Origin of the sequence: Bartonella rattaustraliani AUST/NH4 (assembly GCF_000312565.1) — a bacterium.
Lineage (GTDB): Bacteria > Pseudomonadota > Alphaproteobacteria > Rhizobiales > Rhizobiaceae > Bartonella > Bartonella rattaustraliani.
In genome coordinates, this window is sequence record NZ_CALW02000045.1 from 106,652 (window position 1) to 126,834 (window position 20,183).

At 37.1% G+C, this 20,183-nt stretch carries 15 protein-coding genes and 2 pseudogenes; 6 read left to right on the forward strand and 11 right to left on the reverse strand.

From position 1 onward, the window contains the following. Positions 1-165: 165 nt before the first annotated feature. Positions 166-384, reverse strand: a complete 219-nt coding sequence (locus BN67_RS13660) for an Arm DNA-binding domain-containing protein (protein WP_083871982.1) — start codon at positions 382-384, stop codon at positions 166-168. Between the two features lie 168 nt (positions 385-552). Here BN67_RS13660 and BN67_RS12830 point away from each other — a divergent pair. Next, a pseudogene (locus BN67_RS12830) lies at positions 553-1,604 on the forward strand (class I SAM-dependent RNA methyltransferase); the annotation flags it as partial. A gap of 547 nt (positions 1,605-2,151) precedes the next feature. On the opposite strand, the pseudogene BN67_RS14910 reads toward BN67_RS12830, so the two are convergent. The 3 genes and pseudogenes from BN67_RS14910 to BN67_RS07210 all read right to left on the reverse strand — a co-directional run. Next, positions 2,152-2,679: pseudogene (locus BN67_RS14910) on the reverse strand (Arm DNA-binding domain-containing protein); the annotation flags it as partial. 263 nt (positions 2,680-2,942) lie between these two features. Continuing rightward, the gene (gene tldD / locus BN67_RS07205) at positions 2,943-4,358 is read right to left on the reverse strand and encodes a metalloprotease TldD (RefSeq protein ID WP_019223458.1); all 1,416 of its coding nucleotides are present in this window, start codon (positions 4,356-4,358) and stop codon (positions 2,943-2,945) included. Between the two features lie 106 nt (positions 4,359-4,464). After that, positions 4,465-5,004 carry an invasion associated locus B family protein gene (locus BN67_RS07210; RefSeq protein ID WP_019223459.1) on the reverse strand — a complete coding sequence of 180 codons (540 nt, stop codon included), beginning with the start codon at positions 5,002-5,004 and terminating at the stop codon, positions 4,465-4,467. Between the two features lie 402 nt (positions 5,005-5,406). Between BN67_RS07210 and cyoE the strand changes: the two genes are divergently transcribed. The 4 genes from cyoE (at position 5,407) to rnhA (ending at position 9,282) form a co-directional block, all read left to right on the forward strand. Next, positions 5,407-6,354, forward strand: coding sequence for a heme o synthase (cyoE, locus tag BN67_RS07215; RefSeq protein ID WP_019223460.1), 948 nt, complete (start codon positions 5,407-5,409; stop codon positions 6,352-6,354). A gap of 440 nt (positions 6,355-6,794) precedes the next feature. Beyond that, the gene (ispH, locus tag BN67_RS07220; RefSeq protein ID WP_019223461.1) at positions 6,795-7,850 is read left to right on the forward strand and encodes a 4-hydroxy-3-methylbut-2-enyl diphosphate reductase; all 1,056 of its coding nucleotides are present in this window, start codon (positions 6,795-6,797) and stop codon (positions 7,848-7,850) included. Further along, on the forward strand, positions 7,850-8,809 hold the full coding sequence (locus BN67_RS07225; RefSeq protein ID WP_019223462.1) for a homoserine kinase: 960 nt from the start codon (positions 7,850-7,852) through the stop codon (positions 8,807-8,809). Before ispH ends, BN67_RS07225 begins: the two co-directional genes overlap by 1 nt. A gap of 5 nt (positions 8,810-8,814) precedes the next feature. After that, complete coding sequence (gene rnhA, locus BN67_RS07230) at positions 8,815-9,282, forward strand: ribonuclease HI (protein ID WP_019223463.1); 468 nt, start codon at positions 8,815-8,817, stop codon at positions 9,280-9,282. A gap of 160 nt (positions 9,283-9,442) precedes the next feature. Here rnhA and BN67_RS07235 read toward each other — a convergent pair whose 3' ends face one another. Further along, positions 9,443-10,318, reverse strand: coding sequence for a protein-disulfide reductase DsbD domain-containing protein (locus BN67_RS07235; protein ID WP_019223464.1), 876 nt, complete (start codon positions 10,316-10,318; stop codon positions 9,443-9,445). A gap of 65 nt (positions 10,319-10,383) precedes the next feature. Between BN67_RS07235 and BN67_RS07240 the strand changes: the two genes are divergently transcribed. Further along, the gene (locus BN67_RS07240) at positions 10,384-10,968 is read left to right on the forward strand and encodes a YqgE/AlgH family protein (RefSeq protein ID WP_019223465.1); all 585 of its coding nucleotides are present in this window, start codon (positions 10,384-10,386) and stop codon (positions 10,966-10,968) included. Between the two features lie 57 nt (positions 10,969-11,025). On the opposite strand, the gene BN67_RS07245 is transcribed toward BN67_RS07240, so the two are convergent. The 6 genes from BN67_RS07245 to BN67_RS07270 all read right to left on the reverse strand — a co-directional run bounded on the left by BN67_RS07245 (position 11,026) and on the right by BN67_RS07270 (position 19,563). Beyond that, positions 11,026-13,911 carry an EAL domain-containing protein gene (locus BN67_RS07245; protein ID WP_019223466.1) on the reverse strand — a complete coding sequence of 962 codons (2,886 nt, stop codon included), beginning with the start codon at positions 13,909-13,911 and terminating at the stop codon, positions 11,026-11,028. A gap of 445 nt (positions 13,912-14,356) precedes the next feature. Further along, positions 14,357-15,637: a M16 family metallopeptidase gene (locus tag BN67_RS07250; RefSeq protein ID WP_019223467.1), complete on the reverse strand. Its 1,281-nt coding sequence runs from the start codon at positions 15,635-15,637 to the stop codon at positions 14,357-14,359. Between the two features lie 82 nt (positions 15,638-15,719). Further along, a complete protein-coding gene (gene thrC, locus BN67_RS07255; RefSeq protein WP_019223468.1) occupies positions 15,720-17,117 on the reverse strand; it encodes a threonine synthase in 1,398 nt (465 codons plus the stop codon). A gap of 1,001 nt (positions 17,118-18,118) precedes the next feature. Then, the gene (locus BN67_RS07260) at positions 18,119-18,484 is read right to left on the reverse strand and encodes a hypothetical protein (protein WP_019223469.1); all 366 of its coding nucleotides are present in this window, start codon (positions 18,482-18,484) and stop codon (positions 18,119-18,121) included. 197 nt (positions 18,485-18,681) lie between these two features. Further along, a complete protein-coding gene (locus BN67_RS07265) occupies positions 18,682-19,053 on the reverse strand; it encodes a hypothetical protein (protein ID WP_019223470.1) in 372 nt (123 codons plus the stop codon). 171 nt (positions 19,054-19,224) lie between these two features. After that, a complete protein-coding gene (locus BN67_RS07270; protein ID WP_019223471.1) occupies positions 19,225-19,563 on the reverse strand; it encodes a hypothetical protein in 339 nt (112 codons plus the stop codon). Positions 19,564-20,183: the final 620 nt, after the last annotated feature.

Consider the following 20,183-nt stretch of genomic DNA (forward strand, 5'->3'; position numbering starts at 1 on the left):
TGATCATATTGAAGTGAATGGGAGTGGTGTTGTAAAGACCTTATATGGCTTGGTTTCTGTCCCTTTTACCTTACCAAGAGAGTGCGTCGAAATTGCCATTCATGGAAAAAATATGACAGTTATTGCATTAAAAGAAAAGTCACCAGAACGTATTGAGGCTCTTTTTCAGCATTTTAGAGAATGTGGAGGGTGTTTACGGGCTTGTTTTAAAGAGACATGTCTTAGGGAACCTAAGCCCATTTCACCGCGTCGTCCGTGAATTGTATAACGATAAAGCCATTGCGCGCCACCATCTTTACGCTTATGAAGGTACAAGCCGGCACCATCATTATATAGCTCCCAATGTTGCGACAGCCCCTGCTGAAGGCGGTTTATGAGAGGCATTTTTCCTCCTTTCCTCTAATAATTTTTACCCATCTGCCAACCCCGCTTATGGCATAAAGCTAAATGAATAAAATTGATTCAACATAAAGTGATTTGAGATGAGAGAATCTTACAATATTCGGAGGTATGATTCAAGTTAGATAATGATGATTTATCGTTATAAATCAATGTGTTGCATGTGCATTTCAACATTGGAATGCTGAGGCTTATCGTGCATGGAAACGACAACGGGTTGTTGAGGCACTAAAAGAGTATGGACTTGATGTTGTTGTTTCGCCTTTACGTAAATGTAAGTCTTATAGCCGCCGGCGAATAACACTCACAGTATTTATGACACCACAAGGTTATAAAGCTGGTTTTAATCGTTATCTTTCTCATGAGGTTGTTTCTCTTAAGGAGTGTCCAGTAAGCTGACCAGAGATTATATCTAAATTGGATGATATTAGGATACTCTGTGCTTTTCTAAAGAATCATGTGAAACGATTTCAGGTTACAGTCACATGCGTTGAAAATGGTTTGGATGTTGCTTTTAGTGGCTGTGTCATACGCCATGATTCACTGCATCAGAAAATGATACGTGCAGCTCTTTTATGCGGTATTATGCGGTTATCTGTTGAAGGTGAAGTTTTAGTTGAACAAGAAAAACCATTGATTTCCTTTGCAGGTGTTTCTGTGAAATTTCCGGCTGGAGGGTTTCTTCAAGCAACATCTGAAGCAGAAAATATCATGGGCGATATTATTTTGACTCATTTAAAAAAAGCAAGAAATGTTGTTGATTTATTTTCAGGAGTAGGAACCTTTACTTACGTATGGCGAAAAAGGTGCATGTTCATGCGGTAGAAAATGATCAAGCGGCGTTGGCAAATTTAGATTCAGCAGCACGTTCTATAACCGGTTCGAAAACAGTGACCTGTGAAAAACGTGACCTCTTTCGCCGTCCACTTTCTGCAAAGGAGTTTGCTTGTTTTGAGTGTGTTGTTTTTGATCCTCCACGTGCTGGTGCAGAAGAACAAGCGCGTGAGCTCGCAAAAACAAAAATTCTGCGTGTCATAGCTATTTCATGCAATCCTGTTACATTTGCACGTGATATATCTCTTCTTGTTGCAGGCGATTATACAATAGAACAGGTTATACCGATAGATCAATTTTTATGGTCACCACATGGTGAAGTTATTGCTGTTTTAAGCAAACGTAAAGCAAAGGCAGGCTGGAGACTTTAGTATAAATCAAATTTTTAAAATGCCCTTGAGTTTTACAATCAAATTGAGTTTTGCAATCAAATTTATTGGGGATTTCTTGATGATAAATGCCAATAAGTAATAATAATTCATTTATTTCTAGATTAAATCAGCGCATCAGACTCAATCATAATTTCTTATTTTGAACCAGCTTAATGATAATCGAAAAACATTTATTTGTACATGAAAGAGGAGTGATGGATATAAAAAACGTGCACTCTATAGCTGTGATGAATGATTTTATCATGTAAGAGCAGAGGCAGAATTGAAAACAGGTAATCATCATACAGACGGCTTATTATTTTATGATACTATTAATTTATAACGATAAATTTAGTTATTTGTATTGAAGCATAATCCCGAAAATTGTAAAATTTTCTCATTTCAAACCCCTTTATGCTGAATCAATTTTGTTCACTTGGTTAGCAGGGGTAGTGTAGAGGTAAAACTGTAGAAAAAAGAGGAAAAAATGCCTTCCTAAGAGGGTGCGTGCTTTGGCTGTTGCTTGTAAATCAACATCTAATCCTCATGCAGAAGCATGTTGGAAACAAAGATTAAGACGAATGAGTGCTCTCTCTGCTGTTTCTTCTTTTGTATGTCATAGTGGAGGCAAGCGTATTGCATCTGTTTGTGTAATTTCTGAAATGGAAAGACAGCCTCATTTGGGGACTATATGAAGTTGTAAAGATGAAAACCAATATCCAGATTTATCATCATCCTTTAATTCAGTTTTACGGCTTTCAAAAGTCTCTCAAGCAATGTCTTTGAGATAATGAAGATTATGCATTGTCTCACACTTTTGTTTCTCACGTTCTTTAATGGGGTCACGACCTTCACGCAAAACAGAATGCCACGCACGTTGTATGTTTACGGTCTTGTTTTAAGAGACATGTCTTAAAGCCCCTAAGCCCATTTCACGACGGCGTCCGTGAACTGTATAGTGATAAAGCCATTGAGCGCCACCATTTTCACGCTTATGAAGGGGCAAACCGGCACTATCACTCACTTTACCAGCGCATGGGTGTTGCGACAGCCCTTGGCACTTAAGGCGATTCATGAGAGGCGTTTTTCCTCTTTCCTTCACTCATTTTTACCCCTATGCCAACCCCGCTTATGACATAAAGCTAAGTGAATAAAATCGATTCAATATAAAGTGGTTTGAGATGAGAGAATCTTACAATATTCGCGGTTGTAATTCAAGGTGAGAAACGATGGAAAATTCTTATAAATCAATATGTTGCTTTTAATGATCCGCCTTAATGCAAGGGTTATCGCAACATTGAGAACGGGTAGAGTGGACAATGGTGCAGGCTCGTTGTTTTATAAATGCACCCCACCAATCGTCATATTATTAATGCGTAAATGAGGTTGCCCAACACCAACAGGAACATTTTGACCTGCTTTTCCGCATATACCAATACCATTATCGAGTTTGCTATCATTGCCAATCATCGTAATACGTTTCATGGCTTCTGGTCCATTTCCGATAAGGGTTGCACCTTTAATAGGTGCGACAATTTTACCATTTTCTACTCGATAAGCTTCTGTACATTCAAAGACAAATTTTCCAGAAGTAATATCAACCTGTCCTCCACCAAATGAAACAGCATAGATGCCGCTTTTGAGTGAGGATAGAATTTCTTCAGGCGTTTTGTCTCCTCCGAGCATCATAGTATTGGTCATCCGAGGCATTGGTGCGTATGCATAGGATTCACGTCGTCCATTTCCGGTTGGATTCATTCCCATGAGTCGAGCATTGAGTCTATCTTGCATGAAACCAACAAGTTTTCCATCTTCAATAAGAACATTATACCCTGAGGGCGTTCCTTCATCATCAATGGTGAGGGAGCCGCGGCACTGAGGAATTGTACCATCATCAACGACTGTGACCCCTTTTGCGGCAACTTGTTGGCCTAAAAGCCCAGCAAAAGCAGATGTTTTTTTACGATTAAAATCACCTTCTAAACCATGTCCTACAGCTTCATGAAGCATAACACCGGGCCACCCATTGGCTAAGACAACATCAAATGTTCCTGCCGGTGCCGCTTCTGCTTCTAAGTTGGTTAAAGCCATGCGCAAAGCTTCATCCGCAGCCTTTTTCCAATTTTCTTCATGAATGAATTGGCTAAATTCTTGCCGTCCACCACATCCATAAAAACCATTTTCACGCCGATTACCTTTGGCGGCAACGACAGCTATAGAAAGTCTGACAAGAGGGCGGGTATCACGAACGACTTGCCCATCCGCACGTAAAATTTCTACGTGTTGTAGCGACCCAGAAAGAGAAACAGTCGCTTGGTGTACTTTATCATTCTTGGCACGTAAATAAGCATCAATTTTTTGTAAAAGCGCACTTTTTTCTTCAAAGGATGGAGTCTCAAGAGGATTATGTGGTTGATAAAGCTTTTTATTGGTTTTTTGAGGTGCCACACTGTAAGGTCCTGCTTGATTGTTATACGTAACAGTTTTCGCTGCTTCACTGGCACGTTTGAGTGCAGCTACTGATAATTCACTAGAATGCGCATATCCAGTAGCTTCTCCAGCAACAACGCGCATACCAAACCCCATATCTTGGTGAAATGAGCCATTTTTAAGCTGTCCATTATCAAATAAAAGAGATTCGCTTTCTGTATATTCAAGGTAAAGTTCACCATCATCAGCATGATGAAGCGTCTCTTGTACAAGTGATTGCACTTTGGATGAAGCAATATCAAAATGATCAATCAGCGATTTCATAGTGGATATCCTATTTTGGTGGGTTTTGAGAAAATTTCCATTGATTTTGTTTGAGAAGCTATAAAGTATGCAAGATATTCTAAGAGTTCAATGTGCACATATTTTATTATGTTGGCAGGGTTGCATAGGCATCACTAAGACCATGGAGATCGACAAGCCCCCCAATGGCTTGTTCTGGAGTGATGAAAATAAAGTAGGTTGCAACTTTCCCCTTTAAAAAGCGTTGTAGCACGTCGTCTTTAAGGATAGCTTCCGCAACACAATCATCACCAAGACAACGGCGATATTCTACTCTTCCCATATCTTTATCGTCAATTTTAATTCCAACACCAGGGCGCAGTTCGACGCGGATTGGAGCAAAAACACGCATCAAAGTACCTTGATTTTTAGGAAGTTTATAAAACATAACACGCAAAGTAATGTCATGGCGATCTTTTATGTGTACATTTTGTACAACTTCACATTGTATATTAGGTGTGCCTGGTGGCAACGAACAAACCTTTGTCCATGCCCCATAAGTTTGCGGGGCGGGAACATTTTGCGTACTGGATATCTGTGCAAATGCATGATTGGTAAAAACATGATAGAATGCATAAATAATCGCACAAATAAAGAAAGCTTTTTTTAGAAATTGATAAAAGACCACAGAAAACCCTAACTACTCCACCATTATATTTTTACCCATAGCTATGTGCAAAAACAGTCTCAAACTGGAATTGTATAACACAAAACCATTATTTATTTAAACAGATTAATCGGTATACACAATAGAAAAGAAAAAGTGGAAAAATAACCTATCATAAAAGATAAGATTTTTAGCGTTGCTTTATGACATATTTTTACGATAGGTCTGTAGCGTGAGAAATAATGACTGTATGTTGAAAAATGTATTTTTGTTGCAAACATTTTTATCTGTTTTTAGAAATATCCTATAATGAAGAAGAGCATCCTGTATGTTCTCAAAAATGCTGTAACATGAACAGCTTATTTTCTAATACACGAGATGATATTTGTTTATGGGTAATGGTAAGAAGGGTTTTCGAGTGGAATGTCTATTTCAGAAGAATTATCGACTGCAGGTGATAAATCGATTCCACCAAAAGCGTGTATTGGTGATTACATCACATTATTAAAACCACGTGTTATGTCATTGGTTGTGTTTACAGCTTTGGTGGGATTGGTGGTGTCACCTGTTCATGTGAATCCATTTTATGGTTTTTTGGCAATTTTGTGTATTGCAATAGGTGGGGGGGCTGCAGGGGCACTTAATATGTGGTATGACGCTGACATTGATGCGATGATGGAACGTACCGAAAGCCGCCCCATTCCGATGGGTAAAATTAGCTCTCAAAGGGCGTTTATTTTTGGTATGGTTTTGGCTATACTCTCTGTACTGACTATGGGGCTTTTCGTTAATTGGTTTTCAGCACTTTTTCTTGCATTCACCATTTTCTTTTATGTTGTTATCTATACAATTTGGCTCAAGCGTTTAACGCCACAAAATATTGTTATTGGCGGTGCAGCTGGCGCTTTTCCACCAATGATTGGATGGGTTGCGGCAACGGGTACAGTGAGTGTTGAGAGTTTTTTATTATTTTTAATCATTTTTATGTGGACTCCACCGCATTTTTGGGCTCTTGCTCTGTTTTCATCTCTTGATTACGAGGCAGCGGGTGTTCCTATGATGCCAAACGTGCGGGGCGAAAACTCAACAAAAAAACAGATCTTATTGTATACTGTTCTTATGGTAATATGTGCAGTAGGGCCTTATATTATCGGTCTTGGAGGGGGATTCTATGGTATCTCTTCGACAATTTTGGGTATTCTTTTTATTCGTTTGTCTTACCGTTTGTGGAAAGCTGATACACATGATGAAACCATTTTAATGGCAAGAAAAACATTTTTCTTTTCATTATTTTATTTGGCGGCTCTTTTTGGAATTCTTTTTCTGGAATTTTTATACAGTTTTTTATTATCTTTTTTAGCAAACAGTTAACAATCAAAACAATAAATTATCATCAAGGATAAGCATTATACAATTCTTGTTTCTATGACAGTTTTTGTTTTTTATTCCAGCTGTTTTGAAGATTTCTTTCGATTTGAGAGCAAGTTTTCTATAATGCACACCATTTTGCATAAAATAGAGGGCATTTTTGCATAAAGGGAAAGCATGTCAGTCTAGCAAAAAGGTGCTCCCAATGGATGGGAATTTCAGAAGTCTGTTTAGAAGACTTTTCAGAGAAAAATCTTATCTACGATAATTCGTGAATATCATGAAAAGTACAAGCTTAGAAGAGCTTTTCTTGAAAAAATACTATAAGAAGACGCTATATGGTGTTACAAAAGAGTGTGGTATTTTCAATTTTTCTCTTTTGTAATGCATAACAATAGCCTGTTTAAAACTGTGGCAAAATTTATAGATATTAAGGATGATTTATGTCTATGCTTCCTCCTTTAACGATACGTCTTTGCGGTCCGCGTGGATTTTGTGCAGGGGTTGATCGTGCTATTCAGATTGTCCTTCTTGCTTTGAAAAAATACGGAGCTCCAGTCTATGTTCGTCATGAAATTGTGCACAACCGTTATGTTGTTGAAGGACTACAGCAACGTGGAGCCATTTTTGTTGAAGAATTGGATGAGATACCAGAAGAACACCGCAGCCAACCTGTTGTATTTTCTGCCCATGGTGTGCCGAAATCTGTACCAGAAGAGGCGCGTCGCTATAATTTGTTCTATCTCGATGCAACATGTCCATTGGTTTCTAAAGTTCATAAACAGGCGATAAGGCATCAACGGCATGGCCGTCATGTTATATTGGTTGGGCATTCTGGTCATCCTGAGGTAGTAGGAACAATGGGACAGCTTGAAAAAGGGGCTGTAACCTTGATTGAAACGATCGAAGATGCTTTACATTATCAACCAGATGAGCCGGATAAATTAGGATTTGTAACACAAACAACACTGTCTGTTGAAGATACAGCAGGGATTCTGGAAGTGTTGCAACGACGTTTTCCCACATTAGAAGCTCCAGCTGCTGAATCAATTTGTTATGCGACGACCAATCGACAAGATGCTGTTAAGGCTGCGGCATTGGGGAGTGATTTATTTCTGATTGTTGGGGCACCAAATTCCTCCAATTCTCGGCGTTTGGTGGAGGTTGCTGAAAGGTTTGGTGCTCACCAAGCTGTTTTAGTGCAGCGTGCTGATGAAATTGATTTTGATCGTCTAGGACCTCTTTCCGTTGTAAGTCTTTCAGCAGGGGCGTCTGCTCCAGAAATCATTATTGATGAAATCATTTCAGCTTTTCGTGGGCGTTATCATGTTACAATAGAATTGGCTGAAACAGTGGTGGAAACAGAAAAGTTTTTAGTGAGTCGAGAATTGCGTGATGTCACCTTAACTTCTCAAGACATGGCTTTTGTTAATGGTCAAGCTGAAGCACTGAAAAATGAAAATCAGGAAATGCATATGTCTATAACGAAAGCAAAATAATGGCAGTTCATACAGAGATTCATCCAAATGATTTGAAGGTATTTTTGACACGTTATTCAATAGGTTCGCTTTTATCCTACAAAGGGATAGAGGAGGGAATCGAGAATTCTAATTTTATGCTATATACAACAGAAGGGAAGTTTATCCTTACACTTTATGAAAAACGTATTTCAAGAGATGATTTGCCTTTCTTTTGTAAACTTATGCAACATTTGAGGAAACGGGGAATTCTTTGCCCTCAAGTTGTAGAACAGAATGATGGGACAATGATCGGTGAATTAGCAGAACGCCCTGCTGCTCTTATTACGTTTTTAGAAGGCGTATCAGTTGAGAATCCTGACCTATATCATTGTGGTGAAGTCGGTTCTAATTTGGCGCAATTGCATTTAGCAGGATATGATTTTGCACTGAGTCGTAAGAATACTCTTTCTGTTGCAGACTGGAAGTTATTGTGGGAACATTGCCAAACAAGCAAAGATGTGTTGTTAAAAGAGTTTGGGCAAAAAATTGAGAGAGAACTGGCTTTTTTACAAGAAAACTGGCCATCAAATTTACCGACAGGCATTATTCATGCTGATTTATTTAATGATAACGTGTTTTTTTTGAATCATCGTCTTTCGGGAATTATAGACTTCTATTTTGCTTGTAATGATTTTTTGGCTTACGATTTAGCGATTTGCTTAAATGCTTGGTGTTTTGAACAGAATCATTCCTATAATCTTAACAAAGCACGCAGACTGTTAGAAAATTATCAAAAAATAAAGCCATTGGTTCCCTTGGAATTGAATGCAATGATCCTATTGGCACGTGGTGCCTCTTTACGCTTTTTACTCACACGTCTTTATGATTGGTTTAATACACCACCAGAGAGCTTTGTCGTTAAGAAAGATCCACGAGAATATTGGCACAAGCTGTGTTTTTTTAGTAATACAGATTCACTAAGTGAGTTGGGTTTTTAAACGATATGTTAAATCAGCAAAAGGTCGTTGAAATTTATACAGATGGCGCTTGTTCTGGAAATCCTGGGGTTGGAGGCTGGGGGGCGATTTTACGTTGGAATGGTCATGAACGTGAACTTTATGGTGGAGAGGTATACACGACAAACAATCAAATGGAATTAATGGCAGCGATTTGTGCGTTAAAGGCGCTTAAAGAGCCTTGTTTTGTCGATCTTTATACGGACTCCGTTTATGTCCGTAATGGTATCTCTACATGGCTTGAAGATTGGAAAAAAAATAATTGGCGTACGACCTCAAAGAAACCTGTAAAAAACATGGAATTGTGGCAAGCTCTTGAAGATATCTGTTCTCATCATACTGTCAGATGGCATTGGGTGAAAGGGCATGCAGGGCATGTTGATAATGAGCGTGCAGACGCCCTCGCACGAAAAGCTATTACAGAATACCGTGAGAACGGATGTTTTTCAAAATGATCTTTTTACAAGTTTTCCCTCTAATGAGTAGCCCAAATGTGATTTATGGAGTACTTATCTAGACTCCATTGCCGTGCAAATCTTTTTAGATATCCCGTACATTTAGAAGAGATATAAGAATCAATATATTACAGCCTACATACAACGAGATTTCACCCTGTCATGGAATAGACAGGGAAGTTGGTTGTGTAGAGAGTATAAATGTTCCACTGAAGGCATTATCTTTAAAAGAAACTGTATAAAAGATTGCGTGGTTTTCTCCATCTGGAATGAAGTAGAGTGGAGCGCTAAAGAGAGTATACTCTACGGTTTCCTCTACCTTTTTTGCTGGCCCAATTTGCATTTCGCTTCCGTCTAAAAAGAGAGAAGAAGGGAGAACTTTATGATTATTTTGGATTTTGACAAAAAGGGTATTTATTTTTTTTTCAGCACTTATTTTAAATGCGTGATGCGGGGGATGGGGTAAAACCTCTTTAGCCTGCTTTAACAAAGAGAAAGGGAGACGTTCGTTTTTTTGAACGGATGGAGAAAAATCAAAGTCGATAGTAAGCGGAAGACAGATTTTATGACATAATCCAAGAGTTAAAGAACCGCTTAAATTTTCGTTTGAACCAGAAATACGAAAAGGCAATATGACTTTATTTTTATAGCCTAATGACCAATCATTTTCTGTTTCATAAAGCTGTGGTGTAGGATAAAAGATTTCATAAAAAACCTGTTGGTTAAAGTTAAAAAACGGTGCTATGCCTGAATTTCCTGGGTTACGCCAGTAGGTTTTCCATCCTGGTTTCAGAACAATTTCAATCATGCCGTTCCTTATTCCAGAAGGAGAGGGAGGGGTTGTTGCTAATCGGATACGTCCACCGTCTGTTTTGTGCCAAGATGTTGCAAAAAGAGAGAGATTTTGTGTTGTTTCAGCTCTTACGGAAACATGAAATAGTTCTAAAATAATGCATGTTAAGCATAAAGTAATGAAAAGCTTTTTATAACGGCAAATGGCGGTATTATGTAAATTTGTAAATATTTGTTTTTTCATTGGGCTTTCCTGTTGTACTACCTAACGTGAATTTTACCATAGAAATGATGGAGAATAACAGATTGATGAGGCAGTATAATGGTTTTTTAGGTGGACGGTTACTCATAGCAATGCCAGGAGTGAATGACAAACGCTTTATTCGTTCCGTTATTTATGTTTGTGCGCATTCTGAGGCCGGTGCTATGGGAATTATTCTTAATCAATCGCATCATATTGATTTTCCAGAACTTTTGCTTCAACTTGGTGTCATAAACAATGAGCAAAAAAAAGGACTTTCTAAACCACTAAAAAACTTTCCAGTATGTTATGGTGGGCCTGTTGATCCTTCACGCGGTTTTGTTCTACACTCTGATGATTATGCTTGTGAAGAGACTGTTTCCATTGCAGACAAGATCTGTTTTACGGCAACGATTGATATATTAAAAGCAATCAGTTGTGAACAAGGTCCTCAGCATGCACTTATAGCATTAGGTTATGCTGGGTGGAAAGCCGGACAGCTCGAAGAAGAGATCTCTACAAATGGTTGGTTGATTAGCTCTACATCACCGAGTTTTCTTTTTGAAAGCGATTTAAGTCGTAAATATGATGAAAGTTTAATTCGCATGGGAGTGAACTCGACTTATCTTGTTTCTGAAATGGGGCATGCGTAGAATTTTACTCTTTTTTGATTGAATACAATATTCCTTCTATTATTTTTTACATAGCTGTTATGTTTTGACTGTATGAGGAAAGTGATTTTGAATAAGAGTCGTTAATTCTTTGATGGCAAGCGGCTTCGTCACGAGTGTGCTTTGAACATATTTACAGCCTTCTTGGCGCAGGAAAATTGCTTCTTTTTCATTTTCAACGCCTTCCGCGATAATTTGCAGATTAAGATCCGTTGCCATCTTAATGATAGACTTGAGAACAAGCTTTTTCTTGAGAGTGTCGATGGAGATAAGCGAACGATCCAATTTAACCATGTCAAATGGATAACGCACGAGATAGGCAAGAGATGAATAACCTGTTCCAAAATTATCGAGCGCAAGATTCATTCCCAGTGCTTTAATTTGTTCAAGAAAATGCGCGGATTGTTCAGGACTCTTTCTTAAGACAAATTCAGAGATTTCTATCATCAGGATTCCTTTGCTGAGTGGATGACGAAGCAAAGCAGAACGTAATTGGCTTATGAAGCGAGGATGAACCATTTCCGTGCTTGGTAAATTAATGGAAATGAAGAAAGATTGTTGAGAGAATTTTTCTTGTACATTCGTAAGATCAATCACAACATTATCGATGATGAATTGTGCTAAATCCATAACGATTTGTTCATTTTCTACGATCTTTATGAAATCAGAAACATTGAGATTTCCATGACTTGGATGATGCCACTCTACAATTGTTTCAAAACCAATAATGTGTCCATCTGATAAATTAAGGATAGGATGATAGAGGATTTTTATTTCATGACGTTTTATAGCATGATGAATATCCTTCCCCATGGTATTGTGTTCAATGCCGAGCGTGCGAAAATGAGGGCGAAAAGGTTCAATGTGGTTGCCACCCATTTGTTTTGCACGGATCATCGCAAGTTCGCTATCATTTAAAATATCTTTAGCTGTTGATCTATTTTCACTCCATGTGACCAATCCAATGGATGTGGAAAGTGTTATTGTTTTTTCTGTAAGTGAAATAGGCGCTGAAATTGTTTTGTGCAGATGATTTGCGAATGCTGCAATTTTTTGTGTGTCAGTTTCACTCAGTAGAATGATTGCAAAACGGTCTGCAGAAAGACGTGACAAAGTATCTTGAACATTAATAAGACGGCTTAAACGGCGCGCTATAATAAGCAATACAGTGTCACCAACAGCGATCCCTAGTTTGTGATTGATTTGACGGAAATTGTCAAAGTCAATCATCAAAACAGTTGGTTTAATTTTGATATTTGCTTTCGCCAAAGAGGTATAGCTTTGTAATCTATCGAAGAAAATTTGTTGATTAGGAAGGCCTGTTAAGCTGTCGTGGATTGCATCATGCAATAAGCGTTCTTCGGATTTTTTATGGTTTGTTATATTGACAATTGTTCCAATAACACGTGTAATTTTTCCATCTTTTTGCATAGCAGGGCGCGCACGAAGAGTAAACCAATGATAATAGCCACCACCGGAAGAAAGTCGAAAAGTTTGATCGATACGTCCTTTTTTATTTTTAAGAATAATATCAAGCACGGCTTGAAAGCGCTCACGATCTTCATGGTGTAGGGCTGAAATCCAATTGCGCATAGGACCATTGAGCTTATGGGTTTGTGTACCAAAAAGGGCCGCCATGTTGGGATGTACAACAATATGGTCACGTTTAACATTCCAGTCCCAAATAATATTTCCAGCTCCCTTTGCTGCAAGCACTTGTTGTTCAAGATCGGAAAATATCCCTTCATGAAAAGCATCATTGGAAAAAGTTTGCTGCATGACGGTAAAACTTATGAGCAGAATAATAAGGGCCAATCCCCCTGCTAATGCTGGCTGGATAATATCATTGTTTAAATACCCTTCGATACAAGCATAGGCTCCAATACACCAGAAGCTAATGAGTAACCATGTTGGAATGAGCATGATTGCGCGGTCATAGCTTCGGATTGAAAAATAGCTGATTAAAATGATACCAACGATAGCGGTAAGACCAAATGATAGACGTGCGATTCCAGCGGCTTTGGTTGGGTCATAAATGGCAAATGCTCCAAGACAACAAAAAGCGATGGTCCATGCAATTGCTCCATAACTGAAGTGATTGTGCCAACGGTTAAGGCTCAGATAGGTAAAAAGGAATAGGGAGAGTGTAGCGGTAAGTGCGATTTCTGTACTAGCACGCCAGATCGGTTGTGATGTTAACGTCACTGCAAAGAATTTGTTGAGAAAATTAAAATCTATGCCAATGTAAAAGAGCACAGCCCAAGCAACTGCTGCTGTTGCTGGAAAGAGCCCTGTTCCACGCACAACGAAGAGAACAGTTAACAAGAGAGCTAAAAGACCTGATATACCAAGAAGAATACCATTATAAAGTGTATAGGAATTGATTGCATCCTTATAGGCTTCAGGCTGCCATAAATAGATTTGTGGCAGATTTGCAGAGTTAAGTTCGGCTACAAATGTAACAACGGCACCAGGATTAAGTGTAATACGAAAGATATCAGAGTTTGCACTAGGCTGACGATCGAGAGAAAAACCTTCACTTGGAGTTATGGACTGGATACGTGCGGATCCAAGGTCTGGCCAAAGAAACCCTGAATGAGCCATGCGATAATGGGGGGCAACGATGAGACGGTCAATTTGTTCGTCTGTTGGGTTTGCGAGAGAAAACACTGCCCAGTTTCCAGAAAAATTTTCATTTTTCGCCTGCACTTCAATACGCCATACAATACCATCTGGTCCTGGTGCTGTACTTGTTTGAAAGATAGAGTTATTGGTGTGATAAATTTCTATTGCTTTGGAAATATCAAGAGCTGCATCCTGAGAAGAAATTTTAACAGGCTCAATTGCTTGTGCTAACGTAAGATTGACAAAAGAACTGACAATTACAATGAAAATGATGTCAATGATTTTACGCAAACTCTTCACAATGTTCCACTCTCAGTTTTTTAAATGTTTCATTTCATTTAGATTTTCAAGAAAAATATCTACCTTTTATAAGTTATTTTACAGAGCAAGCGGCTTTCATTTTCTCTCGAAAAGCTGTGTAATTTTACATAAAAATAAACCACATACCTGTTTGTTTCAATAAAGTTTGAAGTTGATAAAATTAACATTTTGGTAAGATAAGTTTAAACCATGAATTTCTAAATTTCACAGGCATATCTTCGTTTATCAGATTCTTTATCATAGGAAGTGAGAATTGGGTAGTTTTGTACATCTCTTTTCATAAAGGTTTCCAAAACTTATTTAGCAGGAAAAGTTTTTACAGTAAATTTTATCATAAAACTTATATATGTTATTATTTTTCTGCTTTTAAAGGTAATTTTTCACGTTTCCAAATATAGATGACAGGGCTTGAAAAAAGCTCTATTTAAACTGACTTCATTTTATACGAAAGAATAGATGTTAAGTCATCAAAATTCATGAGGGGACCAACAGGTCCCACAGCCGTTAATGTTGGAGTAGAGTTTATAAAAAGTCGATGTGCTAAATCCGTTAATCTTGTAGGCGTAATAAGATCTAAGCGCTTAATTGTTTCAGATATGGGAATTGGCCGACCATAAAGAAGTATTTGTCGGGCAATAAGATGCGCTTGGCTAGATGGGTTTTCCTGTGACATTGTGAGGTTAGCGCGATATTGTGCTTGTGCTCTGTGAAGCTCATTGGGATGAATATTTTTACTTGCTTTAGAGAGTTCATCAAGGATCATAGGAAGCAATTCTTTTAATCCCTCTTGTCCAGTAGCAGCGTGAACGCCAAAGAGTCCGGTATCTGAAAAGCCCCAATGAAAAGCATAGATAGAATAGCATAATCCCCGTTTCTCCCTCACTTCTTGGAAAAGGCGTGATGACATTCCACCGCCAAGAACAATTGAAAGAATTTGGGTCGCGTAAAAATCACGCGCGTGATAGGGGCGTCCTTCAAATCCGAGAACAACTTGTGTATCCATTAAATCGCGATATTCACGAAAATCACCACCGACATAATTTGCAAGGTTCATGGGATGTGCTGTTGAATGGGAACGAAAAGTGCTAAGACGTTTTTCAACCTCTTTTAAAAAACTTTCGTGTTCTACAGCGCCTGCTGCAACTACAACCATACGGTCTGCACTGTATTGTTGAGTCATAAAATTATGGAGATCACCAGATGTAAATGTCTTAATTGTTTTTGGTGTTCCTAGAATAGAGCGACCAAGAGACTGATGACGAAAGGCCGTTTCAGTAAAGTGATCAAAAACAATATCATCAGGAATATCATGCGCTGCACCAATTTCCTGAAGAATAACTTGTTTTTCTCGTTCTAATTCATCTTCATCAAATTTTGAATACATCAAAATATCAGCAAGAATATCAATAGCAAGTGGAATATCATTTTTGAGTACGCGCACAATATAGGCTGTTGTTTCCGTACTGGTTGTGGCATTGATTTCACCGCCAACATCTTCAATGTTGGATGCAATTTGAAAGGCTGTACGGTTTTCCGTCCCCTTAAAAGCCATATGTTCAAGAAGATGGGCAATACCATGTTGCGGAAAGGTTTCATTGCGTGAGCCAACTTTAATCCATATTCCGAGTGCTACACTGTCAATTTGTTGCATTGTCTGTGTGGCGATAGTCAAACCATTTCCAAGGCGACTGATATCTACACCCATGTGTTTACGACTCCGTTAAATAAACCAAATACCCTATAGAGGGATATTGGAATATTCCTCATTTGAATGAATGCAACTAAATTTAATAAGATGCACGCGATTTTAAAGAAATATAATCTTTTACTATTTTTTCATTATTAGCAAGACTTATAATACGTTCTTCACGTTCCATTAAATCATTAAAATAAGAGGGCCATGGGGCATTTTGTCCGCAGGCACTTTTAACGGTATCAGGAAATTTGGCAGGATGAGCAGTAGCAAGAACGATCATTGGAACATGTGGTTGTTTATTTTCACGAGAGACTTTAAGCGCAACAGCTGTATGTGGGTCAGCGAGATAGCCACTTTCTTTATAAAGACGATCAATGGTTTCTGCTGTTTCAGTCATGTTGCTTTTGCCAGCAGAAAACAGGGAGCGAATATTCTTAAGTTGTTTTTCATCAAGTTTAAAATATCCTGATACTTTTAGATTTTCCATCGCATTGCGAATCCATACTGGATCACGCGCACCATTGTCAAATAGCAAGCGTTCAAAATTAGAAGAAATTTGAATATCCATAGAGGGTGATGTTGTGTGGATGATAGGTTGTGTTTCATAAATACCGCTGGTTAATGTACGTGTGAGAATATCATTATCATTGGTTGCAATGACAAGTTGCGCAATAGGCAATCCCATACGAGCAGCAACATAACCTGCAAAAATATCACCGAAATTTCCCGTAGGAACAGTAAATGAAACGGCTCTATCTGGAGCACCTAGGGAAAGTGCGGATGAAAAATAATAAACAATTTGCGCCATGATACGCGCCCAGTTTATAGAGTTAACGCCTGAAAGTGCTTTTTTTTGTCGAAAATCATGGTCATTAAACATTGCTTTAACAAGGGCCTGGCAATCATCAAAATTTCCTTCAATGGCAATGGCATGAACATTTTTGCTTTGATTGGTTGTCATTTGTCGTTGCTGAACCGGTGAGACGCGTCCTTTAGGAAACAAAATAAAAATATCAGAGTGTTTTCTTTTGGAAAATGCTTGAATGGCAGCACCACCTGTATCCCCTGATGTGGCAGCAACAATAGTTGCCTGTCTCTTTTTTTGAGTGAGAACGTAATCAATGAGTCTAGAGAGAAACTGCATTGCGACATCTTTAAATGCCAAAGTAGGGCCATGAAAAAGTTCAAGAATAAATTCATCTGGACCAGTTTGTCGTAATGGACAGATTGCTGGATGATGAAAGGTCGCATAAGATTCAGCAATTATCTTTTCAAAAGAAGCATATTCGATCTCATTATTCACAAAGGGCCAAAGAATGGTTTTAGCAATTGTTGGATAAGATTGGCCACGCAGTGCTCGTAATGAATCGAATGATAACTGAGGAAATTTTTCTGGAAGATATAACCCACCATCACTTGCCAAACCAGTTATGATAGTTTCTGTAAAGCCTAAAGCAGGAGCCTCACCTCTCGTGCTAATATATTTCATAAGTTTTTTCCTTGTGTTTATTACCGGCAAATTGGTGAAGTTGTTCATCTATATCTTTAATAATATTTATCGATTAAATAAAGAGAAATTCGTTCGTTTATTTTTGTAAGGGAGGAAAAACAACGCAATTTGCTCTTTCCGGTATTGAAAGACAAAAAAGCAATGCTCATAAAAAGGTATTTCTTAGAGCTCCTAAGCCCATTTCGCGATGGTGTGGGTGAATTGTATAACGATAAATCCATTTGCACACTCCCATCTTTACGTTTATGAAGGTACAAGCCTGCACCATCATTCCCTTTACCAGATCATGGTATATTTACTAAATATGTACGCGCCGCATGAGACTGCGAAAACCCTTGCATGAAGGCGGTTCATGAGAGGCATTCTTCCTCCTTTCTTCTTTCATTTTACCCATATGCCAACCCTGCTTATGACGTAAAGCCAAGAACAAAATTGATTCAACATACAGTGGTTTGAAATGAGAGAATCTTACGGGTATTTGGGGGTATGTTTTAAGGTCAAGTACGGAAAATTATTTATTGTAAATCAATGTGTTGAGTAAAATCAATCATGCTCAAGAATCTTTTTCTATGATTCATTCACATATTTTACATTTCTTGTTCACGAATAAAGTTTCCTGAATACTCAATCAATATTCATTATAGTATTTATCAAGAAGCTTTTTTGTAAAAAAGCAATGGTTATTATTTATATTTAAATTTTATAATAACTTATGTGAAAATTCATCGCTCTCAAATAACATAATATGAATCATGTTGTAGGATTTATAAGGTCATTTCATGGCATTTTGTATGCAGAATGTGCTTTTGGAGCCACTTTTGTCTCGTTTAAATGCAGTTTTCATATTAAAAACTATGATATTTGTGCTATCCAATATACTTGTTAATGAGTGAGGCACTTCATAGAAATGACAAAAAAACAGTCTTCCTCATTATATGAAGAAGACTGCAATTCAAATGCTATTTTAAAACCTGAGAATATTATGTGCTTTTAAGACTACCTATAGCCCATCCGATGATTGCGCTCAATATGGCTGCAACAGAGCCGGTCAAGAATCCAAAACCTAAAGCTCCTACTGTAGTAAAAAATCCCAGTGAAATAGGCTCAAATACTACTTTCTCAATTCCCTTTTCAATAGCCACTTCATTTTTTGTTCCACAAGCGAAATCTAATACAGAAGAAGCAACGATTTCTTTTTCCTTTTTACTTCCTATTACGAAAATAGAAACTTTCTCTTTTTGAGAGTTATTGTTCAAAGAGTTTGCACTAACATTCACAACTTGCGAAAAAGAAAAAGCCAGCGCAATAAAAACACTTAATATATAATTTTTTAAAATTTTTATCATAATTTCTACCCCAAATGCTTTCTATTTTTAGTGTGAATGGCGTAAAGGCAGCCGTGAATATACAGAGAAACAGACAAGAATAGTGAAATAACTTATTGTCTTTTAGGAGTTTATTTTATTTGTCAGTGATAATTAATGAACATATAATGCGCCTATCGCTTATATTTTTCACTAAAAGATCTGACTTTTGTGAAGTTTTAATTTCCAAAAGACGATTTAATCGTCATTATAATTTTACTTATAATCCATCCTAATAGCATACCTAATGTACAGGACGCATATCCAATTATCACTCCGATACCAAAGTTTCCTATTGTAATAGATTCAAGTACTTTCTCCAATTTTCCTTCAATAGCCGCTTCATTTTTTGTTCCATCAGTAAAATGTGATAGAGAAGGAGCAACGATATCGATTTCTTTTTCCTTTTTACTTCCTATTCTGAAAACAGAAACTTCCTCTTTTTGAGAGTTATTGTTCAAAGAGTTTGCGCTAACATTCACAACTTGCGAAAAAGAAAAAGCCAGCACAATAAAAACACTTAACGTATAATTTTTAAAAACTTTTACCATAATCCTTATCCTCAATATTTTACTACTTTCGTATAAATGAAGAGATATAAGATTTTGAATATTCGCTGCAGATTTGCTGTTTGTGGCAAGATAAGGAAGCTTCACTATGTATTTTAAAATAATTAATAACACATAATGAAGCTATTTTACTGACGTTTACAGTGGAGGTTATTATTTAAAGATATTTACTATACCACTGACCAAGTCTACAACGAATTTTATTGCAAATCCAAAAAACAGGAACCCCATTCCTATTGTGAAAGGTTCTACAACTTTCACAACTTTTCCTTCAGCAGTAGCTCCTTTTTCTGCTCCATGATTGAGAGTTGGAATATAGTAGGCAGCCGTATTCATTGCTGTAGATGCTGCACTCTCTACTTGTGTGATGACAGAATCAACGATCTCTTTTGTTGGAGAAGTGTAATTTGCATGAGCGTTCACAGCTTGTGAAAGAAAAAAAGTAGATGCTACAAGAAGATTTATAGTGTAGTCTTTAAATATTTTTACCATAGTTTTACCTCAAATATTTTTTATTTTATGAACACGTAGTAAGTAAGTGCATAATGTGCCTTATAGGTCTATATAAATAAACACAATGCGCATTAATATATTGCACCATAGATGATATATTATTTCATTATGAATTTATAGTCAAGAATAAAAAATCATACATTATGTATTTTATTTATAAAAATATTTAAATTTTAATTTTATATTGTTTAATTCAACTCTATTATGAAATAGAGTAAAGTATATTATCTTTTTATAATCACTATAATTTATAAAAAGATTTTTTAAAATTGATAGCCATAAAAATTTTATTGAGAATGAAATATATCAAAATATGAGTAATGAATTTTACACTATTTTTATAATATTATAAACAAGTACAGAATATATCTTATAAAGAAGTTACAATATTAAAAGAATATTTTAGTAATAGAATATTAAGTAAGTAAAAAGTGATTATTTTCTTAAATTTATAGCAGTTAAGAGAAAATTATGAAGTGCTCTTATTGTGATTATGATGTCTTTAAAATATATTCAAAGAAAAATTTTTCTTAGGTTGTATGTCATAGTCATGATAAACTGAGCTTATCACTACTCTTCTTTATTATCCATTATATCAT

What these genes read in the sequence shown, in the direction of transcription:
- BN67_RS13660 (WP_083871982.1), bottom strand. Translation starts at nt 384, where the DNA reads ATGCCTCTCATAAACCGCCTTCAGCAGGGGCTGTCGCAACATTGGGAG.
- tldD (WP_019223458.1), bottom strand. Translation starts at nt 4,358, where the DNA reads ATGAAATCGCTGATTGATCATTTTGATATTGCTTCATCCAAAGTGCAA.
- cyoE (WP_019223460.1), top strand. Translation starts at nt 5,407, where the DNA reads ATGTCTATTTCAGAAGAATTATCGACTGCAGGTGATAAATCGATTCCA.
- ispH (WP_019223461.1), top strand. Translation starts at nt 6,795, where the DNA reads ATGTCTATGCTTCCTCCTTTAACGATACGTCTTTGCGGTCCGCGTGGA.
- BN67_RS07225 (WP_019223462.1), top strand. Translation starts at nt 7,850, where the DNA reads ATGGCAGTTCATACAGAGATTCATCCAAATGATTTGAAGGTATTTTTG.
- rnhA (WP_019223463.1), top strand. Translation starts at nt 8,815, where the DNA reads ATGTTAAATCAGCAAAAGGTCGTTGAAATTTATACAGATGGCGCTTGT.
- BN67_RS07235 (WP_019223464.1), bottom strand. Translation starts at nt 10,318, where the DNA reads ATGAAAAAACAAATATTTACAAATTTACATAATACCGCCATTTGCCGT.
- BN67_RS07240 (WP_019223465.1), top strand. Translation starts at nt 10,384, where the DNA reads ATGAGGCAGTATAATGGTTTTTTAGGTGGACGGTTACTCATAGCAATG.
- BN67_RS07250 (WP_019223467.1), bottom strand. Translation starts at nt 15,637, where the DNA reads ATGGGTGTAGATATCAGTCGCCTTGGAAATGGTTTGACTATCGCCACA.
- thrC (WP_019223468.1), bottom strand. Translation starts at nt 17,117, where the DNA reads ATGAAATATATTAGCACGAGAGGTGAGGCTCCTGCTTTAGGCTTTACA.
- BN67_RS07260 (WP_019223469.1), bottom strand. Translation starts at nt 18,484, where the DNA reads ATGATAAAAATTTTAAAAAATTATATATTAAGTGTTTTTATTGCGCTG.
- BN67_RS07265 (WP_019223470.1), bottom strand. Translation starts at nt 19,053, where the DNA reads ATGGTAAAAGTTTTTAAAAATTATACGTTAAGTGTTTTTATTGTGCTG.
- BN67_RS07270 (WP_019223471.1), bottom strand. Translation starts at nt 19,563, where the DNA reads ATGGTAAAAATATTTAAAGACTACACTATAAATCTTCTTGTAGCATCT.